We start from the raw sequence: 20,488 nt of genomic DNA, 5'->3' as shown, positions 1-20,488 counted from the left end.
GCGACTTTATGAAAATAGAATTTTACGGTGTTAGGGGCTCTACCCCTACACCGGGTAAGAACACCCTGATCTTTGGTGGTAATACTTCCTGTGTTTATATTTCTCTAGATAATGGCCATGACGTGGTTCTAGATTCAGGTACAGGCATCGTTGAGCTTGGTGCAAAGTTGGAAAAAACAAAACATCCTATCAAGATATTGTTAACGCATAATCATTGGGATCATATTCAAGGTTTTCCTTATTTTAGGCCAATATTTCAAAAGAATAGAGATATCTCAATTGTCATCGGTAACGTTGATGGCGATGATAAAGATGCGATTCTCACGCAAATGTCAGGGTCGACTCATCCAGTTAAATTTGAGCAATTACCGGCTAATGTCAAAGTCGATATTGAAAGTTCAGCGTTAAAACAGTTTGAAATTCCTGGTTTTGAAGTCAGTACCCAACGCTTAAATCACCCTGATGGCGGTACGGCTTATTGTTTAGTGGCAAAAGGTAAAAAAATTGCCTATGTTACCGATAACGAACTGAACTCACCGGATGTAAAAAACACCTCATGGCAACAATGGCTTGATTTTATTGCTGATGCCGATATGTTAATTCATGACGCACAATATATTGAAGCTGATTTACCTTTAAAGCTTGGTTGGGGGCACAGTACCTTTTCAGAAGTGGCAAGGTTAGCGTGCGAAGCAAAAGTTAAAAGTTTATACATTATTAGCCACGATCCTGCCCGTACCGACACAGAGCTATTACACGAAGAAAAACTATTACAAGCGCAATACAAAAATAAACTGGAAATTTTCTGCGCTCGAGAGGGAACGATTGTTAATCTGTCTAAGCAAAATAATGCGCAGCGCATAAATTAATGATCAATATTTTACGTTCAAAAAGCTTTCTAGTAGGTTTAGTCATTACCTTATTGGTAATCGGCTTAAACTTTATTCGTATTGATAACGTTCAAAAGCTATTACAACGGGTTGAAGGTATTTTGTATGATGCACGTCTTTTAGCAACGTTATCAAATGTACCTCGACAATTTGATGAACAAGTTATTATTATTGATATTGACGAAAAAAGTATGCGTGAGCAAGGCCGATACCCTTGGAGTCGTAGCAAAGTCAGTGATCTCGTTGTTAAGCTAATGGATGCAGGGGTTATTGTTGTCGCATTCGATATATTTTTTGCTGAACCTGAAAGAAATGCTGTTGAAGTTGTTTTAAGTAAAAACCAACACTTGGGGCAACAACCTCGAGAGCAACTAAAGCAACTTATAGCGTCAGTAAATTTTGATCAAGAGTTTGCCGAAACGTTGGGAAATTCAGAAGTCGTACTAGGCTTTTTATTTGATGATAGTGCGCAAAATGCTGGACAGGTACCTGAGCCCGTTATTAACTGGTCAGATGATCAAAAGCAACTTTCAGAAATAGCCAGCTTTAAACATGTACTAGGAAATATTCCCACATTACAGTCGGCAGCAACAGGGGCAGGGTTTATCAACTCGGTACCAGAGAGTGACGGCTTTATTCGCAAGGCATCATTGGTTTTAAACTATCAAGGACAACTGTACCCCTCGTTAGCTCTAGAGGCAGCGCGTGTTTATACTTTAGCTGATACCATTGAAGCAAAAAGTAAAGTTTCTGGTGAAACATCTTGGCTGCAAGGTCTTAGCTTTGGTAGTCATTTCATTCCAACCAATGAAAAAGGTCAAATATTTATCCCTTATAAAGGGCGTGAGCGCAGTTTTAAATATGTTTCAGCTACCGATGTATTAAATAATCGTGTTGAAGAAGATGTATTGAATGGCTCAGTAGCATTTATTGGCACGTCAGCCGTTGGATTAGCTGATTTGCGAACCACTTCAGTGGGTGTTCAATACCCTGGAGTAGAAGTGCATGCGAATGTTTTTGAAGGGCTTATACACCCTGAAATTATACCTGTCGAGCTTGATATCACTTTAGCCATTGTTTTTACGTTGTTACTGCTAACAGGCTTTACTTTAGCTATGTTGATGACAAAGCAAGGGCCGATGAGAATTTTAATCATTAGCCTAGTAAGCTTTGCTTTGCATATTAGTTTTAATTGGTATTGTTGGTGGGCATTAAAAGTGAGTTTGCCACTATTTCAAATAATTTTGCTGATAACACTACTAACCATTTATTATGGCGCGGCTGGTTTTGTATCAGAAAACGCTAATCGTAAAAAGATAAAAAGCATGTTTGATCAATACGTGCCTCCCGCGTATATCGAAAAAATGATCCGTTCAGCAAAGGGTGTTGAACTTAAAACAGAACGAAAAGAAATGTCGGTACTGTTTGCTGATATTAGGGATTTTACTACCTTGTCAGAGCAGTTTACGCCAGAAGAGTTAAGTGACTTTCTTAAAGAATACTTATCTGAAGCTACGGCTATTATCTTTGATAACAAAGGCACAATAGATAAGTACGTTGGTGATATGATCATGGCACTTTGGAATGCGCCGTTAGACGACGAAGACCATGCTGTTAATGCTGTGCTGAGCGCCATGCAACTAATTTCGTTAACCGAAGTGTTAAGTGAGAAGTTTAAAGAGAAAAACTGGCCAGCCATTCGAGTAGGTATTGGCATAAGCACTGGTGAAATGGTGGTGGGCGATATGGGTTCTACTTATCGAAAAGCTTATACTGTGCTTGGAGATGCGGTAAATTTAGGTGCTAGAATAGAATCGCTAACAAAATATTATGGCGTTGATATTCTAGTTTCAAGCAGCACTTTTGAAGATATCTCTCAACATAATGTTATCTGTCGAAAAATGGATAGGATAAAAGTGAAAGGTAAAAACACCGCGGTTGAAATTTATCAACCTATAGGTTTTGATACAGATATAAATGATGAAACTAAAGCAGATATTTTATTACATGAACAAGCTATGGAAGGTTATTTAACCGGTAACTTTATTGAAGCTCAAGAAATATTTATGCAATTAAAACAAAATGCTAATTTACCAATCACTATTTATAGTATATTAATAGAACGAATAGTTAATCTTATCGATAATGCCGATGCAACGAACTGGGATGGGGTATATACCCATGAAAGTAAGTAATTCATTATGACAAATAATTCATCACAACAAGCGGCTTTTGAGCACTTACTTAATATTAGTATCCAATTAAGTAAAGAAGAAAATACCGACTTACTTATGGAAAAAATTCTGCTGGCGGCTGTAGAGGTTTCGAACTCAGATGCTGGTTCTATATATTTGGTCAATGGCTTAAAAGAATTAGAGTTTCGCACCATATACAATAAAAGCATGAACCTTCACCTTGGTGGTAGTTCAGGCTCAGCTATTAATTTTCCAGGCATCCCACTATTTATTGATAATCAACCAAACTGTTCAGCTATAGTTGCCCATGCCGCTAACACCGGTGAAGTGATCAATATCGAAGATGTCTACGATGCTTTCCCCTTTGATTTTAGTGCTGCGAGAAAAATGGACAGTACGACAGGCTACCGTACAAAATCAATGCTTACTTTCCCGTTGAAAGATCATACGGGTGATATTATTGGCGTTATTCAATTAATTAATGCCATGAATGATAATGACATTATTAGTTACGCACCAGAAGTTGAGCAACAGATTTTATCTTTTGCGTCATTAGGGGCAATTGCGTTAACTAACCGAGCACTGATTACAAACATGCAGCAATTGTTTGAGTCGTTTGCTAAAACTATCGCGGTAGCGATTGATGCTAAATCTTCTCATACCGGTGGGCATTGTAAGCGTGTACCAGAGCTTACCTTGATGATTGCAGACGCTGTTAGTGACTATGATGAAGGGCCTTTAGCCTCGTTCAAACTCTCGGCACAAGATAGACATCAATTAAGTATTGCGGGTTGGTTGCATGATTGTGGCAAGATCGCCACACCTGATCATGTGATGGAGAAATCAAGAAAATTAGAAACGATATTTGATCGCATTCATTATGTTACCGCTAAATTAGAAATTGCGGGTCGAGATATAGATATTCACTTTCAAGAACAGATGATCACAGCACTAAAAGCTGGGAAAACTGTTCGAGTCGAGCAGTTAGAAAGAGAAAGAGACTTAGCTAAAAAACAGTTGAAATTAGATACGGCGTTTCTGCAAAAAGTAAATGTAGGTGGCGAGTTTTTAACTGACGAGCAGGAAAAAAATATACACATGATTTCAACACGATACGAAATCATGATCGATAAAGTAAAGCAGCCAATACTCTCAGAAGATGAAATCATTAATTTAAGTATTAAACGTGGCACGTTGAACAATGACGAAAGAAAAATTATTCAAAGGCATATGAATGTTACTTTAGATATTCTAGAAGCATTACCTTTTCCTAAGCATTTATCTAATGTTGCAGAATATGCGTTAGGTCATCATGAAACCATGGATGGTAAAGGTTACCCAAGAGGGTTAACTAAAGAGCAAATGTCTGTACCGGCTAGGTTAATGGCATTAGCTGATATATTCGAAGCATTATCTGCTGCAGATAGGCCCTACAAAAGTGCAAAACCCGTTAGTGAATGTTTAAAAATAATGAGCAGCATGGCAAAAAACAATCATCTAGATTCAGATTTATTTGCTATTTTTGTACGTTCTAAAGTATACGAAGCTTACATTTTAAACTTCGCTGATCCGAAACAGCTTGATGAATTTGATATGGAAGCTTTGCTAAGCTGAATATTGATTTAAAGTCTGTCTAGTCGATATAATAGCTACATATTGGCTAGGCATATAAAACCTCCCATTCTTACTTACTCTGTCTTTTTTAATGTATTGATGAACATTTTTTCTAAACCTTAAGGATTATCCTTGCTTAATAACCATTCACACTTCTCTTTACTAGAATATTATCTTAATCATAACGACAAACTTAACTGGGTACTTGTTACCATTGTCAGTAAAGAAGGATCAAGCTATCGCTCGCCTGGCGCTATTATGCTGGTTAATAACCTAGGGCAATCTCATGGTTTAGTGAGTGGTGGTTGTTTAGAAGCCAATATTGTTTTGCATGCTAAAAAAGTTTTCGATAACGAGCAAGCTCACTTTGTTGAGTACGATATGCTTGAAGAAGATGGCTATGCCGCAGAGCTAGGCGTTGGATGTAAGGGAAAAATAGGCGTATTATTACAATATATAACCCCTGAATTTAATCAATTATTAGCACTACTTTTTCAACGCATGCAAATGGGTGAAACCAGTTATTTACAGCAGGTATTTCTAACCCAAAACTCATTAAAAACAAGCTTAAATGAATTAGTTTTATTTGATAACTTAGGGCAGGAGTTATTAACAACACAACAAGAAAGTAGCAAAATATCCAACAATGCTTTGGCTAACATGATCGCAGAGAATAAATCGCATTGTAATGCCACTGTAGATCAAGATGAGCAGTCTTTAACTAAAATTTCTGCCCCAACAAATTTATGGGTGTTTGGTGGCGGCTCTGATGCTATCGCTCTGGTTACAATGGCTGCACAAATGGGGTGGCGAGTAACCGTTGTTGATCATCGTTCAAGTTATGCTCGCAATAGTAACTTTAAACATGCTGCTGAAATTATTCGTGTTCACCCTGATGACTTTTCTGCTTTAGCACAATTTAAGCAAATTGATGCCGCTGTATTAATGACTCATAACTTAAACTTAGATTCAGCATGGTTGCGTTTATTGCATGAAAATAATGTCGCAAAATACATTGGTTTATTAGGACCTGTTGAACGCAGAGGCAATGTTGAAGCATTATCTAATATTGCAGATAAAGCTTGGCTTATGCGACAAGTTAATGGCCCCGCAGGTCTAGATATTGGCGGTGAGCTTCCTGAATCAATAGCTTTATCGATATTAGCGCAATGTCATAGTGTTTTACATCAGCGCAACGGTTTGGCATTGTCAGGTAAGTTTATTAATAACGACAAGAACTAAGGGCTCTTAGAATAGCCGTTTAATTGTTTAGTAACTCTGATGAATACTCAAGCAGTTAAGCGCGAATCGTTAGTTGGCTTTTGTTAATTAACTCTATTACTGACTATATTACCCAAAAACCATAAGGTGGCTATGCATTTATCTCCCGCAACAGATAACCAATTAATTGAACTTATGTCATGGTTTTCAAGCCAAGATGAGCTAGATATTTGGTCAGGTCCAAGCATTAACTTTCCTTTAAGTTTAGATACGCTCAAGAGTGAATTAAAGTTAATGAGCTTGCCATCGTACTGTTTACTTTCAGAGCAAGCCGAATTATTAGCATTCGGACAGTATTACTTGCGCCATGGTAGATGCCATCTTGCAAGGTTAGTCGTAAAACCTAAGCTAAGAGGGCAAGGCATTGCGGGTCATTTAATAACACAACTAATGAACAAAGGAATGGCTGATCTGCAAACTCATGTTTGTTCATTATTTGTTTTAGAGCAAAATCACAGCGCTATTAAAAGTTATCAAAAGTTTGGTTTTAGCTTTGAAAGTTATCCTGAACACCTTAGCTTAAATAATGTCTTGTATATGATAAAAGAATTCCCTCAGTATAATCAGTAAATAAACGGAATTTAACGGTTCATAGGGCAGAAATAAAAATAGAAAAGAGGCATCATCAATACAGTTTTATGGCGCTAACCTTGATAAAAATATTCAAATAGTGATAATAGCCTCGCCTTAACCCTCAACCTTATTACGATATTATTGACTATGCGTCTAGACAAATTTGTATGCAAAAGCACCGAGCTTACTCGCACCGAAGCTAAGAAACTACTTAAAATGGGTAAAGTCACCGTGAATGATGTGGTTGTGAAAGATCCCGCGACACAAGTTCACGAAAATAATGATATTTGTATAGAAGGGCAAACACTTACAGCACGTAGCTCTCGCTATATTATTCTTCATAAGCCTTTAGATACCATTTGTTCAAATGTCGATGAAATTTATCCATCGTTATTACACTTAATTGATGTGGATAGAGCATTCGACATGCACATTGCAGGTCGATTAGACGCTGACACAACAGGCTTAGTATTGATAACAGATGACGGTCGTTGGTCGCATAATATAATTTCCCCTAAAAAGCAGTGTGAAAAAGTATATCGTGTGTGGTTGAGAAGCCCTTTAAAGGACGATACAGCAGAAAAATTCTTACTTGGTGTACAACTTCAAGGTGAAGATGATTTAACGCGCCCTGCTAAGTTAGAGCAAGTTGATGAGCGTGAAGTATTGTTAACCATAACCGAAGGAAAGTACCATCAAGTAAAACGTATGTTTGCTGCTGTCGGTAATAAGGTTGTTGGTTTACACCGAGAGCAAATAGGTCCAGTTAAGCTTGCAGACTTGCCATTGGCTCAATGGCGGTATTTAACACCCGAAGAAGTCAGTGCATTTGTGTAGAGATATTTTATCAATATCTATGTAGGCTTTATACCAATAGGCTTTACATAAATAGGTTTTATATAAAGCTAGCTCTACTATAGAATTTTTTGCTAAGTTTGGCTTTTGTTTAAAACAACTTAAATAACAACTTTAAAATAATGCTAATTCAATCGAAGCCAGTCTAGCTTATTGAAATTAATCAATTACTTTATAAGTTGAATGGTATTTTGTTTTTGTTTTATAAACCAATAACATTTTATATCAAACCGATTGATATCCTGACAGCTATACATTTTCGAACAACGCAATTTCTATATTGTGTTAAATCCCAGCCCGATTCCTAACAACAATATTTTAATGTACGGTAAAATACTCTTGCATTGTTCTGCTGGTATACCTTTCGTAATAACTAGGCTTGGGTATTGCTCGGTAGTACTTGTACAAAGATCTTTTTTTTTGCTATAAAAAGTAAACTTTTCTTATGAATTGCCGATAAATTAATCATCTACACTTAATACCATTCAATTTATAAAAGGCAAAAGTGCATTAAAATGGACGTATTTACTGAATTACTTCCCGCTAGCTTCACCACTAAACCTGAAGCAACGGCAAAAGATAGTAAACAGAAAAAGACGCGCAATGATAAAAGCAAGCCATCAACACCGCAGTCGGTTAAGGATAAAACTGAGCAGAAAGAAGTGGTTGAAGCAGAGCGTCGCACTGGAGAAGAACGCCGAGAAAAATCCGTTAATAGAGGCCGATGGTTAGAATCTCGTGATAGAAAAGATCGCAGAGCGAATAACCAGAAAATTAGCGTAAAAATTTAACGACAAAGCTGAAATAAGTATTTAACCTGAACTCTGGATAATGAGTGCTTGAAACTCAAGTGAACCAAAAGCTTAGGTAATAAAGTAAATGCTATAGTCAGGTGAACATCACGAATAGATATCATCAATGCTTCATTTTATGCCATTTCCAAGGCAAAACGTTTATGAATAGCGCGCTATTTATCGACTTTTTAACGCAGAAAATGGCTTAAAAGGGAACATTGAGCAAGTGCTGCTTATCCAGAGTTCAGGTTATTTAGTCACTATAAGCTTGAACCGTTTGAAAGTTTGAGCCGGGTACCTTTTTATATCTTTCAAGAATTTTCTCTATTTCACCTGAATCTTTCAACTTATGTATAGCATTGTTGATATTATTAATGGTTGAATTACTCAGACTTGGAGAAAGCGCACAATGTATTTTGTTATCATTCATATGAATAACTTCATCTTCCGTTTTTTTATAAAAATAAGATGCCTCTATTGATGCACTAACAAAACCTGATATTTTGTTTTTACGATATTTTTCATAGCTTTCTGAAGGCGTTGTACTGATAACAGGAAGTATATTTTTGTCCTTAATATAACCCGCAATCTCTGGATATATGTAACCTAGTGTAGTGCCAATTCGAAGGTTTTTATATTGAGATAATGCATTCAAGGTTTTTATACCTTCGCGATTAATCAAAATATCTGGGTTGCTATATAGATCATCACTCCACTTTAGGTACATCGATTTATACCATTTAGGATTAGCTACGCAATTCAAATCAACCATATTGGTTTCTAAAGACTGCTCTATTCTTTTACGTGGAATAGGCAGCATTTCTAATTCCATATCTAGCTGCTTCGCTATTGCATGGGTAATATCAAAAAGAATACCACTGGTTGGGCGACCCATATCGTCATAAAATAATTGCGGGGCAACATTTTGGCTATAATAAGAGGTTCTAAGCAGTGGCTTATTCGCAAAAGAGTTACTTGAAGTCAGCATTAATGTAAACATTAAAGAAAACATGACTAAAGTAGATTGGAGTCTCATAAATGGAATATCCCTATAACGTTAATAGCAGTAATAACTGCCTTAATCATAACAATTAAAGCAATTAAAGCAATTAAAGCAAAATCTTAATTTTTATTTTTTAGCGTTTAATTGGTTGAATTTTGCAAGCTGTTCCTCAGTTGCAGGCAATTGGTGCTTTTCTTTCCATTCGCTATATGGCATACCGTAAACTTGTTCACGGGCAGTATCAATATCAACATTAACACCTAGCTTTTCAGCCTCTGCTACTGTCCATTTAGAAAAACAGTTGCGGCAAAAGCCAGCAAGGTTCATTAATTCGATATTTTGCACGTCTTTACGGTTATCTAAATGTGCGAGTAAGCGACGAAAAACCGCTGCTTGAATTTCAACTTCTTTATCCATTTTGTTCTCTTATGCTTTATACCAATTGAAATAAATAATTGATCATTTTAAGGCGGTTTAAATCGTCAATAACTGCGTTATTTTCAATCCCAATAGCCTGCTATTACTCAATCAAAAGCCTTATTCTTGAACAATTTATCCTCGCTTAAAATTGGTCAATAACTTATTACATTTGGTATTATTTAAAAATCAGCCCAATGATAATTAATTATCTTCAGGCTCTGGTTTTGTATAAGGTCTTATTTGAACAATCATCCCCATGTAAGGGTGATCGAAATAATGTACTTCACCGCTGATAACACGACGATTTTGTTTAAATCTAATCGCTTTTGCCTGAATCGGTTTTGCTGTTTCTGCTACCGAAGGGGTAATAATTGATGAAGTATCGGTTAACCGAGCCGTAGCGATTTCGCTTAAATTTTTATCTAAAATATTAAAGTCGGCGGTTATAAATAAATAATGTTGTAAATGAATATTAAAAAAACCGTCGATAAACCAGGGTTGAACAGGCACTTTAGGTGGTGTTGCTATTAATGGGTTTTGGTTTTCAAAATTAAGGGATAAGTCTTGTGACTCAATCGAAGTTAATAACGCTTCTGTATTATCATTAACCTTGGGTAATTGGGTAATTATCTCTTGAATTCGCAATGCTTTAGCTGCTTGTAATTGTGCATTTTGATTATTATCAGCCTGTTCATGCATGGTTTCAATGCTCACAATACTTTGCTCATTATCCGCATCTTTCGCTTCGGCTATGTAGAGATTTTTCTGTTGATTGTAGCGGGCTAATTGCTTGGTGTGATCGGCAAAAAAATTGTCGCCAGCATAAACTTTTACCGGTATCGATTCTTTTTCTGGTCTAGCAACCTGTCGCCAGCCCATATGCAGCATAGGACGAAAGTTTTTGCTATATCTTAAGTCTTTAATTATATCGCCAAGCTGCAAAGATTCTTTACTGAGCAAATGAGTATGGTTATTAGAAACTTCTTCTTTCCCATCAATTAACAAAGGCACTTTATCGACGCTAAAACCATAGTAATCGAAGCTTGGGTTATTGGCTTGATAGTCAGCAAATGTTGATTCATCCATTTTACATAATATATTAGGTTCAACGATCATTGAATATTCAAACTTTGGTGCTTGAAATGCATTTTCAGCAGCTAATAATAATGCTTGAATATTTTCACGTTCTGCAGTTGTTAACGCTTGAGAAGGCTCTATATCATTTTCACTCAATGAACTACCTTGAGCTGCATTTAGGTTTGAGTCAGCGTTTAATAGGGCAGCATTACTGTCAGTGGTAGAGTATTTTGTGTTGTTATTCGGTTCAGTTAATTGCTCTGGCACTACAATAGTTTCTGATACGCTTTGCTTGGTTGATACTAAAGCGTTATTTAGTTCGCTTTCACTTGCTCCCAAAGCTTGGTTTGCGTCGTTAATTGCCATGCTTTCGGCTACTAATTCTTCAAGTTGTGCTAACGATTTTATTTCAAATATCTCAGGCAGCTTTGCCTGCTTTTGTACTAAGTTATTATGATTTTGTATGGCGTCACAGCGAGGTAACAATTGCTTTAAGCTGCGAATATCTGGATTTAAGTACTGGCGCAATAAATCTTCTACACGGCGGTGTGTGGGCAGTTCACTAAGCTCTGGAAAACTTTCTTTCGACTGACTTTTATCATCTAATTGACTAAAAAGAATAATTTCGACATCAAACCATCTGTCGTCACTTTTTTGCGTTGCTGCATTTAAAGTTAGCGGTAATGCTAACGAGGCAGAACATAAAAATAGTTGCGTTAATTTCATTCAGTATCCAGTTAATGGTTATTTACCAAGAGATAATAGCAAAAAGTTATTCAATACTTAAATTATCAATTAGTTATCTGTTTTATATGTGTAATAAAGTGTTTGCTTAGTAGCTAAGGGCGTAAATGATTCGCCAACTCGTTCAACATAGTCGTGATTAAAATAAAACGGGCTTTAGCATCTTCACTCGGCACTTTGAATTTGAGCTTATTTGCCCCGTCCATGGTGTAAATTTTGGGTTGCTGCTGAATTAAGCCAAGAATAAACATATGATCAACTTTGGTATCTGGACCAAATTCAAATGAACCTCCTGCAGGACCAGCGTCAATGCGAGTAATACCAATTTTTTCAGCTTTAAGTTTCAGTTTAGCAATATGCACTAAGTTCTTTGCCGCTTGTGGCAACAAACCAAAACGGTCAATCAGTTCAACTTGTACATCGTCAAGCGCTTGCTTGTTTTTACAACTGGCAATGCGTTTGTATAAGCTTAGTCGGAGGCTAACATCAAATATATAGTCTTCGGGAAGCAGAGCAGGTACTCGTAAATCGACTTCAGTTTGTGTTTTAGTGACTTGATCAAGCGTTAACGATTTACCATCTTTAAGCGCTTCAACAGCAGCATCTAGCATTTCCATATACAAGGTAAAGCCCACTTGGCTCATCGATCCACTTTGGTCTTCGCCAAGTAATTCACCTGCGCCACGTATTTCTAAATCGTGGGTTGCTAGTGTAAAACCTGCGCCTAGGTCTTCAAGTGATGCGATGGCTTCGAGGCGTTTTTTGGCATCTTTGGTTAAGCGCTTTTCGTGAGGTGTTAATAAATAAGCATAAGCTTGATGATGCGAACGACCTACACGACCACGTAATTGATGTAGTTGTGCTAAACCAAGATTATCAGCACGGTCCATAATGATGGTGTTAGCACTGGGAACATCAATACCGGTTTCTATAATCGTAGTACAGACTAAAACATTGTAGCGTTGATGATAAAAGTCGCTCATAACCCGTTCAAGTTCGCGCTCGCGCATTTGCCCGTGTGCGGTAATAATTTTTGCTTCAGGTAATAATTTTTGAATATCGGCGGCTGTTTTATCTATGGTGTCGACATTGTTATGCAAAAAGTAAACTTGTCCACCACGTAAAACTTCACGCAATATTGATTCACGAATGAGCGCGTCGTCACGTTGGCGAACAAAGGTTTTAACCGCTAAACGTTTTGCCGGTGGTGTTGCTATAATCGACAAATCACGCATGCCGCCCATAGCCATATTTAAGGTTCGCGGAATAGGCGTTGCGGTTAAGGTTAAAATATCAACGTTGGCGCGTAGTTGCTTTATTTTCTCTTTTTGTTTAACGCCAAACCTGTGTTCTTCATCAACAATAAGTAAGCCTAAATCTTTATATTTTATGCTATTTTGTAATAGTTTATGGGTGCCAATTAATATGTCGATTTGACCCGACTCAACCTCTTTAATGACCGCATTTTGTTCTTTGGTGGTTTTAAAGCGTGATAACACTTCTATGCTTATTGGCCAGTTAGCAAAACGGTCACGGAAGCTTTCGTAATGTTGCTGGGCAAGTAAGGTTGTAGGCACTAATATCGCCACTTGTTTAGCATCATTTACCGCAACAAATGCCGCGCGCATGGCAACTTCGGTTTTACCAAAGCCAACATCACCACACACTAATCTGTCCATAGTTTTTGGTGATAGCATGTCGCTTATCACGGCATTAATGGCTTGTTTTTGGTCGAAAGTTTCTTCAAAGCCAAAGCTGTCAGCAAAGGCTTGATAGTCTTCTTTATCGCGTTTGAAGCTATAACCGTGATTGCTGGCACGCTTGGCATAAATATCGAGTAACTCAGCGGCCACATCACGTACTTTTTCGGCGGCTTTTTGTTTGGCTTTACTCCATGTATCGTTACCCAACTTGTGTAATGGGGCGTGTTCAGCATCGGCGCCTGAGTAGCGACTGATTAAATGTAGTGAAGCAACAGGAACATAGAGTTTGGCTTCTTTTGCATAACTCAGCACTAAAAACTCTGTAGTAATACCGCTGTTTTCTATGGTTTGTAAGCCCATGTATCGACCAATACCATGGTCAATATGTACAACAGGTTGGCCAATGCTCAGCTCAGCTAAGTTTTTAAATATCGCGTCGTTTTGAATTTCTTGTTGTTTATTGCGACGACGAGTTTGGCGAACTCTATCGCCTAGTAATTCAGCTTCGGTGATTAATGCTATGGCATTCTTTTTGGCACTGCCTTTGGCTTGGAAAATAAAACCGGCACTTAAGGCATTAACGGTGATACCTAATGGTGCGTCACTGTTAACAAAGTCTTCAATGGTTTTAAAGATATTGGGTTTTATTTTATTACGCTCAAGTAGCTCTAATACACTTTCACGTCGGCCTTGGCTTTCAGCCACAAATAACAGTTTATTTGGCGTTTCTTTACTAGCAATAAAGTTGTTCAGCAGTTCAAAGGGCTGCTTTAATTTATGATCTATAGTTAAGTCAGGTAACGGATGTACATCAAATTGTACTTGAGATAGCTTGACTTCTTCTTCATTAATCTCAGGCTTTAAATTAATACGATCAAACGGTTTTAAAGCGCTGTAGAGCTCTTCGCTGTTTAAAAATAATTGTTCCGGCGGCAGTAATGGCCGAGTGGGATCATAGCGACGATCTTCATAACGATAACTAATATCGCTCCAATAATGGCTTAACGATTTATCAATATCGCCACTGATAATAACTAAGGTGTTTTCAGTTAGGTAGTCGCATAAGGTGTTGGTTTGTTCAAAAAATAACGGTAAGTAATATTCGATACCTGCGGGCATAATGCCGTTACTAACCTGATGATATATAGACTCTTTATCTATAGTGCTAGTGAATTGTTCACGGTATTGGCTGCGAAATAAGTTAGTGCCGTCAGTATCTGTTGGAAACTCATGTGCAGGTAGTAAATTTATACCGTCAACTTTATCGCTAGAACGTTGGTTTTCTGGGTCGAACAAACGGATTTCGTCAATTTCATCATCAAAAAAGTCTAATCTGAACGGAGTGTTGCTGCCCATAGGAAATATATCAAGAATAGCGCCACGAGCAGAAAATTCACCGTGTTCCATTACTTGGTCAACACAACGATAACCGCTCGCTTCTAAATTTTGTCTTAGTTGGTGTAAATCTTTTTTATCACCTTTTTTGATGATTAAGCTGTTTGCTTCAATATATTGCTTGGGTGCTAAACGTTGAATCAAGGTGGAAATAGGCACAATAACAATGCCTTTATCCATACGAGATAATTGATATAAGGTCGCTAAACGTTGAGAAATAATATCTTGGTGTGGCGAAAACGTGTCGTAAGGCAGTGTTTCCCAATCTGGAAATAAGCAAATAGGCAGTTTTTCTTGTTTATTTAAACTGGCAAGCTCTTGCTCTAAACGTAAAGCCGAAGGCGTATCATGAGTTAATAAAAGTATTGGCTGTTGCGTAGATAACGCACCATGAAAAATAGCAACAGTGGCACTACTACCAGGCAGGTTTTGCCAAACCTTTTTATCGGCATTTTTGCCGCGGCTTTTAGCTAATACAGGACTGAAGATACTAACGTTTTTACTCATGATTACTCGTAATTTAATTGCGTTTTAAAAAGGTGAACTTGGAAAAACTTACTCATTGATGATTTTGATTCAAGCAATATTTTATGCATTTTACTCGTACGCCATATGCTCAAATTTTCCATATCTTAACATGAGTTTTAGCTGAACTTTAACCGCTAAATTTAATGCTTTACCGCTTTTAGGATAAATAGCACATACGGGTAAAGATCTGGTTATTTAAAGCGTGTATAATAGCGCACAATTAAATCATTACATGTTACTGCATGTTATTAAGTTTACGTTTAATATCAGTAATAATATCCAGCGAAAACCGTTGGCCCTTGGAGAAAATTTTTGACTAATAACGATGTTTTACGCCGCTTACGATACACTTTTAATTTTAATGATCAAAAGGTTATAGCTATTTTTGCTTCGGGCGACCTAACAGTAACGCGCGAGCAAATAAGTAACTGGTTAAAAAAAGAAGAAGATCCGGCTTATGTAAATTGCCCTGATACCACTTTTGCCGCTTTTTTAAATGGCTTTATTAATGAACGTCGTGGCAAAAAAGAAGGCGAGCCAGCAAAAGCTGAAAAACGCTTAAATAATAATATTATTCTTACTAAGCTTAAAATTGCTTTTAATTTAAAAGCAGAAGATATTATTGAAATGTTGGCATTAGCAAACTTTCGTTTAAATAAACCAGAATTAAGCGCCTTTTCTCGCAAGCCAGATCATAAAAATTATCGCGAATGTAAAGATCAAGTTTTACGTAATTTTTTACAAGGTATTGATAAAAAGTTTCATGTACAACGTCGCGCTAAAGCGCAAGAAAACAAGCCGGTTGTCGAAGAAGCAAAAGATAATTTAGAAAAGGTGTTAGCAAATAAAAATTATAATTCGGCTAAAGCTAATGCGAGCAAAATTTATGTTAACCCGAATAAAACAAAAGTTGAACGCAAGCCTGGCGAACGTAAAGTGTTAAAACTTAAACCGAAAGATATTTGGGGCGAATAGTTACTTGTTAACACTGGCTTTTTTGCTCTAAATGTAAAAATACATCAGCAATAAATAGATTCTATATTATTATAAAAATAAGGAACTACCTATGTCAGAAGATACACAAACAGCACTAATAAACGGCTTACCTCGTTGGTTTACATTAGTGGCTATTTTAGCACTTGTTTGGAACTTACTTGGCGTTATGGCATTTTTTGGTCATATAACGATGACTTCAGAAGCGATAGCCGAACTACCTCAAGCAGAGCAAGCACTTTATAGCGAAGTACCATTATGGGCAACCATTGCTTTTACGGTTGCTGTGTTTGCTGGGGCTTTAGGTAGTGTTGCGTTATTAATGAGAAAGCGCATTTGTTATCCCTTATTTGTCGTTTCATTAGTGGCGGTATTGGTGCAAATGTTTCATTCATTTTTCATTAGTAACTCTTATGAGGTTTATGGTCCAGGCGGCACGGTAATGCCACTTATGGTAATCATTATCGCTTTCTTGTTAGTCGCATTTTCGATTAAAGGTCGTAACAATAACTGGTTTAGCTAATACTTCTCCATTTAATTCGATAACACGTTTATTCTGAAAGCCTGCAATTGCAGGCTTTTTGTTTATTAATCGCTGTTGTTAACAATTTTTAGCAATTGAAAATAGTTAATAAAGTCTTGCTTAGTGATACACTTTCTTGATTAATTTATAGTAATAAAACCCTGCGGTTATACGAATTATGCTCACCAAAATTAAAGCTAAATTGCCCGGTGTCGCCTTATGTGCAGCTATCGCGGTTATCGCCGCTATTATTGCTACACGCTATCAAGCGCCCATTATTCTATTTGCTTTGTTAATAGGTTTGAGCCTACATTCCTTTTATAGTCATTCAAGCCTTCAACTTGGTGTTAATTTTTGTTCGCGAGAGTTATTACGCTTATGTGTTGGTTTGCTCGGCGTGCGTATTGCTTTTTCTGATATTGTTTCACTGGGGATAACACCACCTTTGATCGTGATGGGAAGTATGTTTTTAACGATTATTTTTGGTGTGCTGTTTGCGCGTATTTTAGGCTTGTCGAAAGTATTTGGTGTGTTGTCGGGTGGCGCAGTTGCAGTATGTGGTGTGTCAGCCGCAGCAGCAATTTCTACCGTATTACCAAACGACAAATCACAAGAGAAATACTTTGCCTTTACGGTGATAGGTATTACCACCTTCAGCACTTTAGCGATGGTTTTTTATCCGATAGTGGCGAGCTATTTGGGCTTTTCAGACGAGCTTGCTGGGGTTTTTATTGGTGGCGCTATTCATGATGTCGCTCAAGTTGTTGGTGCTGGTTATACTATTTCTCCTGAAGCGGGCGATGTTGCCACTTACATTAAACTACTTAGAGTCGCGCTGTTAATGCCAATAGTAATGATGGTATTTTTTGCCTTTAAAGAGAAAAACAGCAAAATGTCGGCTGGTGTTAGCGCTTTTATACCGGGTTTTTTAATTATGTTTTTCGTGTTGGCATTTTTAAAAAATGTTGGCGTGTTACCTATCTGGTTAATTGACATTATTCGAAGCTTGTCGAGTAGTTTACTGGTTATTGCTATTGCAGCCATTGGTGTTAGAACATCGTTAAAACAAGTGTTATCTGTTGGTTGGCGCCCGGTATTATTAATGGCGGGTGAGAGCGTGTTTTTAGCTGGGTTGGTTATTTTGGGCATTATATTTTTTTATTAATAAGGCTTTATAAGCATACATAGATAACAGCTAGCGGCTAAATAAAAAAGTGCGTATTCGACGTGTCGTAGTACGCACAAATTTAATATGTCGTTTTAATTAATTGACAGCTTTATTTAAAATTCACTATCAACAGCATTTGCATCTTTAATGCGCTCAATGCGCGCTTCTTCTTCCTCAAATGCCGCTTTAATTTCTTCAAGCACGGTATCAACATCAGCTGCGTCAGTATCTTCTTCAAACAAGCCGGTTAGCGGGGTTTCTGGTGTTAACTCGCCTGATTCGAATAATGCCCACATTTCTTGGCCATATTTACTTTGCTTTAATGCTGGACTAAATTGACCATAGTAGTTAGTCATATTAGTAACATCACGCATTAACATTGACTTGGCGTTATTGTTAGCAGAAGCATCAACTGCCTGCGGCAAATCAATAATAACCGGGCCGTAGTCATCTACTAAAACGTTAAACTCTGATAAATCGCCATGAATAACCCCAGCACAAAGCATTAATTTAACGTAATGCATAACTAGGGTGTGATCTTCTTCTGCTTGCTCTGCTGGCATAACTACATCATTTAAGCGTGGTGCTACATCGCCATCGTCGGTGGTAACAAGTTCCATTAATAATACGCCGTCGAAACAACCAAAAGGTTGTGGTACGCGCACGCCTGCTTCTGCTAGTTGATATAGCGCGTCAACTTCAGCATTTTGCCAAGCGGATTCTTGTTGATCACGGCCATACTTAGAGCCTTTTTCCATTGCTCTAGCACGACGACTGTTGCGACTTTTTCTGCCTTCTTGATATTGTGCTGCTTTTTTAAAGCTGCGCTTAATGGCTTCTTTGTAAACTTTCGCACAGCGAATATCATCGCCGCAACGCACCATATAAACAGTGGCTTCTTTTCCACTCATTAATTGGCTTATTACTTCGTCTATTAGGCCATCATTTACAAGTGGCTGTATGCGTTTAGGTACTTTCATAGCGCCGTTATACCTTAGTTGGGCGTTGGAAGATAGAACAAAATTATAACTTTTTATTTATCAATAGATTAAAACATTGTCTGGTTTACGTATTAACTTGGGGTAGTATAATCAAATCTATTTTACATTAACACAACGCCTTATGATCCCATTTATAAATCAGTTACCTAAAGATGAAGAAGTCAGGTGGTTAGCAGCGCTTAATCAACGCTTACCGAATGAAAATGTTGTGTCGTTTTCTGAGCTTAAATCTAGTGATAAAGCGGGTATTGAATTAGCCATTGTCGCTAACCCAAATATCGATGAATTGGCTGAACTTAAAAACCTAATTTGGGTGCACAGTGTTTGGGCTGGCGTTGAGAATTTAATACTTTCACTGGCTAACTCATCGATTGACGTTGTACGATTAGTGGACCCAACGCTTAGCCAAACCATGGCAGAAGCGGTGTTAGCATGGAGCTTATATTTACACCGAGAGATGCCGCGCTATGCCAAGCAGCAAAGAAACAAACAATGGCAGCAACATCAACTAGTGCCAGCGAGTAAGCGACGTATTGGTATTCTGGGTTTAGGAGAACTTGGGCAAGTTAGTGCAAAACAGCTACAAATTAATGGTTTTAATGTTATGGGCTGGAGCCGAACTGAAAAAGCTATTGAAAACATTAGCTGTTTTAGTGGCGATAGCGGCTTAGCTGAAATGGTCGCGCAAAGTGATATTCTAGTGTGCTTGCTGCCGTTAACTTCAATCACGAAAGGGATTATTAATAAAGGTTTATTAAATCAACTACCTACAGGTAGCGCCATTATTAATTTTGCACGTGGTGGCATTATTAACACCAGCGATTTACTAGCAGCTTTAGATACCAATCACCTTAACCACGCCGTACTCGACGTATTTGAACATGAACCCCTAAACGCAGAAAGCGAACTGTGGCAACACCCAGGTATAACTGTATTGCCACATATTTCAGCGCCAACAAACCTCAATAGTGCCAGTGACATTGTCGCAAAAAACATAACAACTTACCGCACAACCGGTCAGCTACCTACCACAGTTAATAAACTTACAGGGTATTAAGGGCAGCTTTAAGCTATCAACTATCAACTATCAGCTATAAGTTGTTAGTCTCTTACTGACAGCTGACAGCTTCGAACTTAAAACTTCATAAGGGTTTTGCTGTAATAACATAACGTTCGTTTGAGTCGTTGCCTAGTTGGTTAAAGGGGTAGCATGTAATTAATACTAATGTTTGTTCATCAGCGATTAACGGCAGTTGACCTGTTGTGGCATCGACTATATCAATATTTTGTACTTGATATAGTTGGGTTTTTCCTTGCCCGTCAACTAATGAAATAACATCTTTCATGGCAATATCCTCTAAAAAAGCAAAATGACTATCTCTATGACCTGCCACCACAAAAGGTTTTGTTGCTTTAGGTTGGTTAAATGGCGCAACGGCACCAGCTGAGAACGCTAATGTGGTTGGGTCGCCGCCATTTAACACCACAATACTTTTATCTAAACGTTGAAATATCAGTTCAGCAATAGGGTATGTATCAGCCCAAGGCCAAGGTTTAACCACTACTAAACGTTCATGTGCTGTTATTGATTGCTGCCAACTGTTATGAATTAATTGTTGCGACACCCACGCTTTAGTTGGCAGCCAACTGGCTTGAATAGACATAACGCCTCCAACAATGACCAAGGCTGAAACGATTAATTTTCGAAATAGTTTAGCGACATTAGTCATG

The 20,488-nt window shown here is 37.7% G+C and carries 16 protein-coding genes and 1 pseudogene; 11 read left to right on the top strand and 6 right to left on the bottom strand.

The genetic code is table 11. The annotated features are described in order from the left end of the window. Positions 1-8 precede the first annotated feature (8 nt). From AC27H3_RS00225 to AC27H3_RS00195, 7 genes are all read left to right on the top strand, one after another. On the top strand, positions 9-869 hold the full coding sequence (locus tag AC27H3_RS00225; protein ID WP_487102847.1) for an MBL fold metallo-hydrolase: 861 nt from the start codon (positions 9-11) through the stop codon (positions 867-869). Further along, positions 869-3,085: a CHASE2 domain-containing protein gene (locus AC27H3_RS00220; RefSeq protein WP_487102846.1), complete on the top strand. Its 2,217-nt coding sequence runs from the start codon at positions 869-871 to the stop codon at positions 3,083-3,085. The genes AC27H3_RS00225 and AC27H3_RS00220 overlap by 1 nt, the downstream gene beginning before the upstream one ends. A 6-nt stretch (positions 3,086-3,091) precedes the next feature. Beyond that, the gene (locus AC27H3_RS00215) at positions 3,092-4,699 is read left to right on the top strand and encodes an HD domain-containing phosphohydrolase (RefSeq protein ID WP_487102845.1); all 1,608 of its coding nucleotides are present in this window, start codon (positions 3,092-3,094) and stop codon (positions 4,697-4,699) included. Positions 4,700-4,831: 132 nt separating this feature from the next. Beyond that, positions 4,832-5,941 carry an XdhC family protein gene (locus AC27H3_RS00210; RefSeq protein ID WP_487102844.1) on the top strand — a complete coding sequence of 370 codons (1,110 nt, stop codon included), beginning with the start codon at positions 4,832-4,834 and terminating at the stop codon, positions 5,939-5,941. Positions 5,942-6,073: 132 nt separating this feature from the next. Next, a complete protein-coding gene (locus AC27H3_RS00205) occupies positions 6,074-6,550 on the top strand; it encodes a GNAT family N-acetyltransferase (RefSeq protein ID WP_487102843.1) in 477 nt (158 codons plus the stop codon). A gap of 150 nt (positions 6,551-6,700) precedes the next feature. Next, the gene (locus AC27H3_RS00200) at positions 6,701-7,390 is read left to right on the top strand and encodes a pseudouridine synthase (protein WP_487102842.1); all 690 of its coding nucleotides are present in this window, start codon (positions 6,701-6,703) and stop codon (positions 7,388-7,390) included. A 533-nt stretch (positions 7,391-7,923) separates the two neighbouring features. Then, complete coding sequence (locus AC27H3_RS00195) at positions 7,924-8,199, top strand: hypothetical protein (protein WP_487102841.1); 276 nt, start codon at positions 7,924-7,926, stop codon at positions 8,197-8,199. Positions 8,200-8,455: 256 nt separating this feature from the next. On the opposite strand, the gene AC27H3_RS00190 is transcribed toward AC27H3_RS00195, so the two are convergent. From AC27H3_RS00190 to mfd, 4 genes are all read right to left on the bottom strand, one after another. Next, on the bottom strand, positions 8,456-9,238 hold the full coding sequence (locus AC27H3_RS00190) for a substrate-binding periplasmic protein (protein ID WP_487102840.1): 783 nt from the start codon (positions 9,236-9,238) through the stop codon (positions 8,456-8,458). A 93-nt stretch (positions 9,239-9,331) separates the two neighbouring features. After that, positions 9,332-9,622: a DUF1244 domain-containing protein gene (locus AC27H3_RS00185; RefSeq protein ID WP_487102839.1), complete on the bottom strand. Its 291-nt coding sequence runs from the start codon at positions 9,620-9,622 to the stop codon at positions 9,332-9,334. Between the two features lie 204 nt (positions 9,623-9,826). Then, complete coding sequence (locus AC27H3_RS00180) at positions 9,827-11,428, bottom strand: CsiV family protein (protein ID WP_487102838.1); 1,602 nt, start codon at positions 11,426-11,428, stop codon at positions 9,827-9,829. Between the two features lie 113 nt (positions 11,429-11,541). Further along, entirely contained in the window at positions 11,542-15,051 is a 3,510-nt protein-coding gene (mfd, locus tag AC27H3_RS00175; protein WP_487102837.1) for a transcription-repair coupling factor, read from the bottom strand. Between the two features lie 333 nt (positions 15,052-15,384). On the opposite strand from mfd, the pseudogene AC27H3_RS00170 reads away from it, so the two are divergent. The 3 genes and pseudogenes from AC27H3_RS00170 to AC27H3_RS00160 form a co-directional block, all read left to right on the top strand. Further along, positions 15,385-15,834 (top strand): annotated as a pseudogene (locus AC27H3_RS00170) (YehS family protein); the annotation flags it as partial. Positions 15,835-16,138: 304 nt separating this feature from the next. After that, positions 16,139-16,588: a hypothetical protein gene (locus AC27H3_RS00165; protein ID WP_487102836.1), complete on the top strand. Its 450-nt coding sequence runs from the start codon at positions 16,139-16,141 to the stop codon at positions 16,586-16,588. Between the two features lie 178 nt (positions 16,589-16,766). Continuing rightward, positions 16,767-17,753 carry a YeiH family protein gene (locus tag AC27H3_RS00160; protein ID WP_487102835.1) on the top strand — a complete coding sequence of 329 codons (987 nt, stop codon included), beginning with the start codon at positions 16,767-16,769 and terminating at the stop codon, positions 17,751-17,753. A gap of 116 nt (positions 17,754-17,869) precedes the next feature. Here AC27H3_RS00160 and AC27H3_RS00155 read toward each other — a convergent pair whose 3' ends face one another. Then, positions 17,870-18,736 carry a PA4780 family RIO1-like protein kinase gene (locus tag AC27H3_RS00155; RefSeq protein WP_487102834.1) on the bottom strand — a complete coding sequence of 289 codons (867 nt, stop codon included), beginning with the start codon at positions 18,734-18,736 and terminating at the stop codon, positions 17,870-17,872. Positions 18,737-18,878: 142 nt separating this feature from the next. On the opposite strand from AC27H3_RS00155, the gene AC27H3_RS00150 reads away from it, so the two are divergent. Then, positions 18,879-19,814, top strand: coding sequence for a 2-hydroxyacid dehydrogenase (locus AC27H3_RS00150; RefSeq protein WP_487102833.1), 936 nt, complete (start codon positions 18,879-18,881; stop codon positions 19,812-19,814). Between the two features lie 85 nt (positions 19,815-19,899). Here AC27H3_RS00150 and AC27H3_RS00145 read toward each other — a convergent pair whose 3' ends face one another. Further along, a complete protein-coding gene (locus AC27H3_RS00145; RefSeq protein ID WP_487102832.1) occupies positions 19,900-20,487 on the bottom strand; it encodes a class GN sortase in 588 nt (195 codons plus the stop codon). Between the last annotated feature and the right edge of the window lies 1 nt (position 20,488).

It is taken from the genome of Colwellia sp. NW0002-52-1 (assembly GCF_057550865.1).
This window is presented reverse-complemented; position numbering and strand designations above follow the sequence as displayed.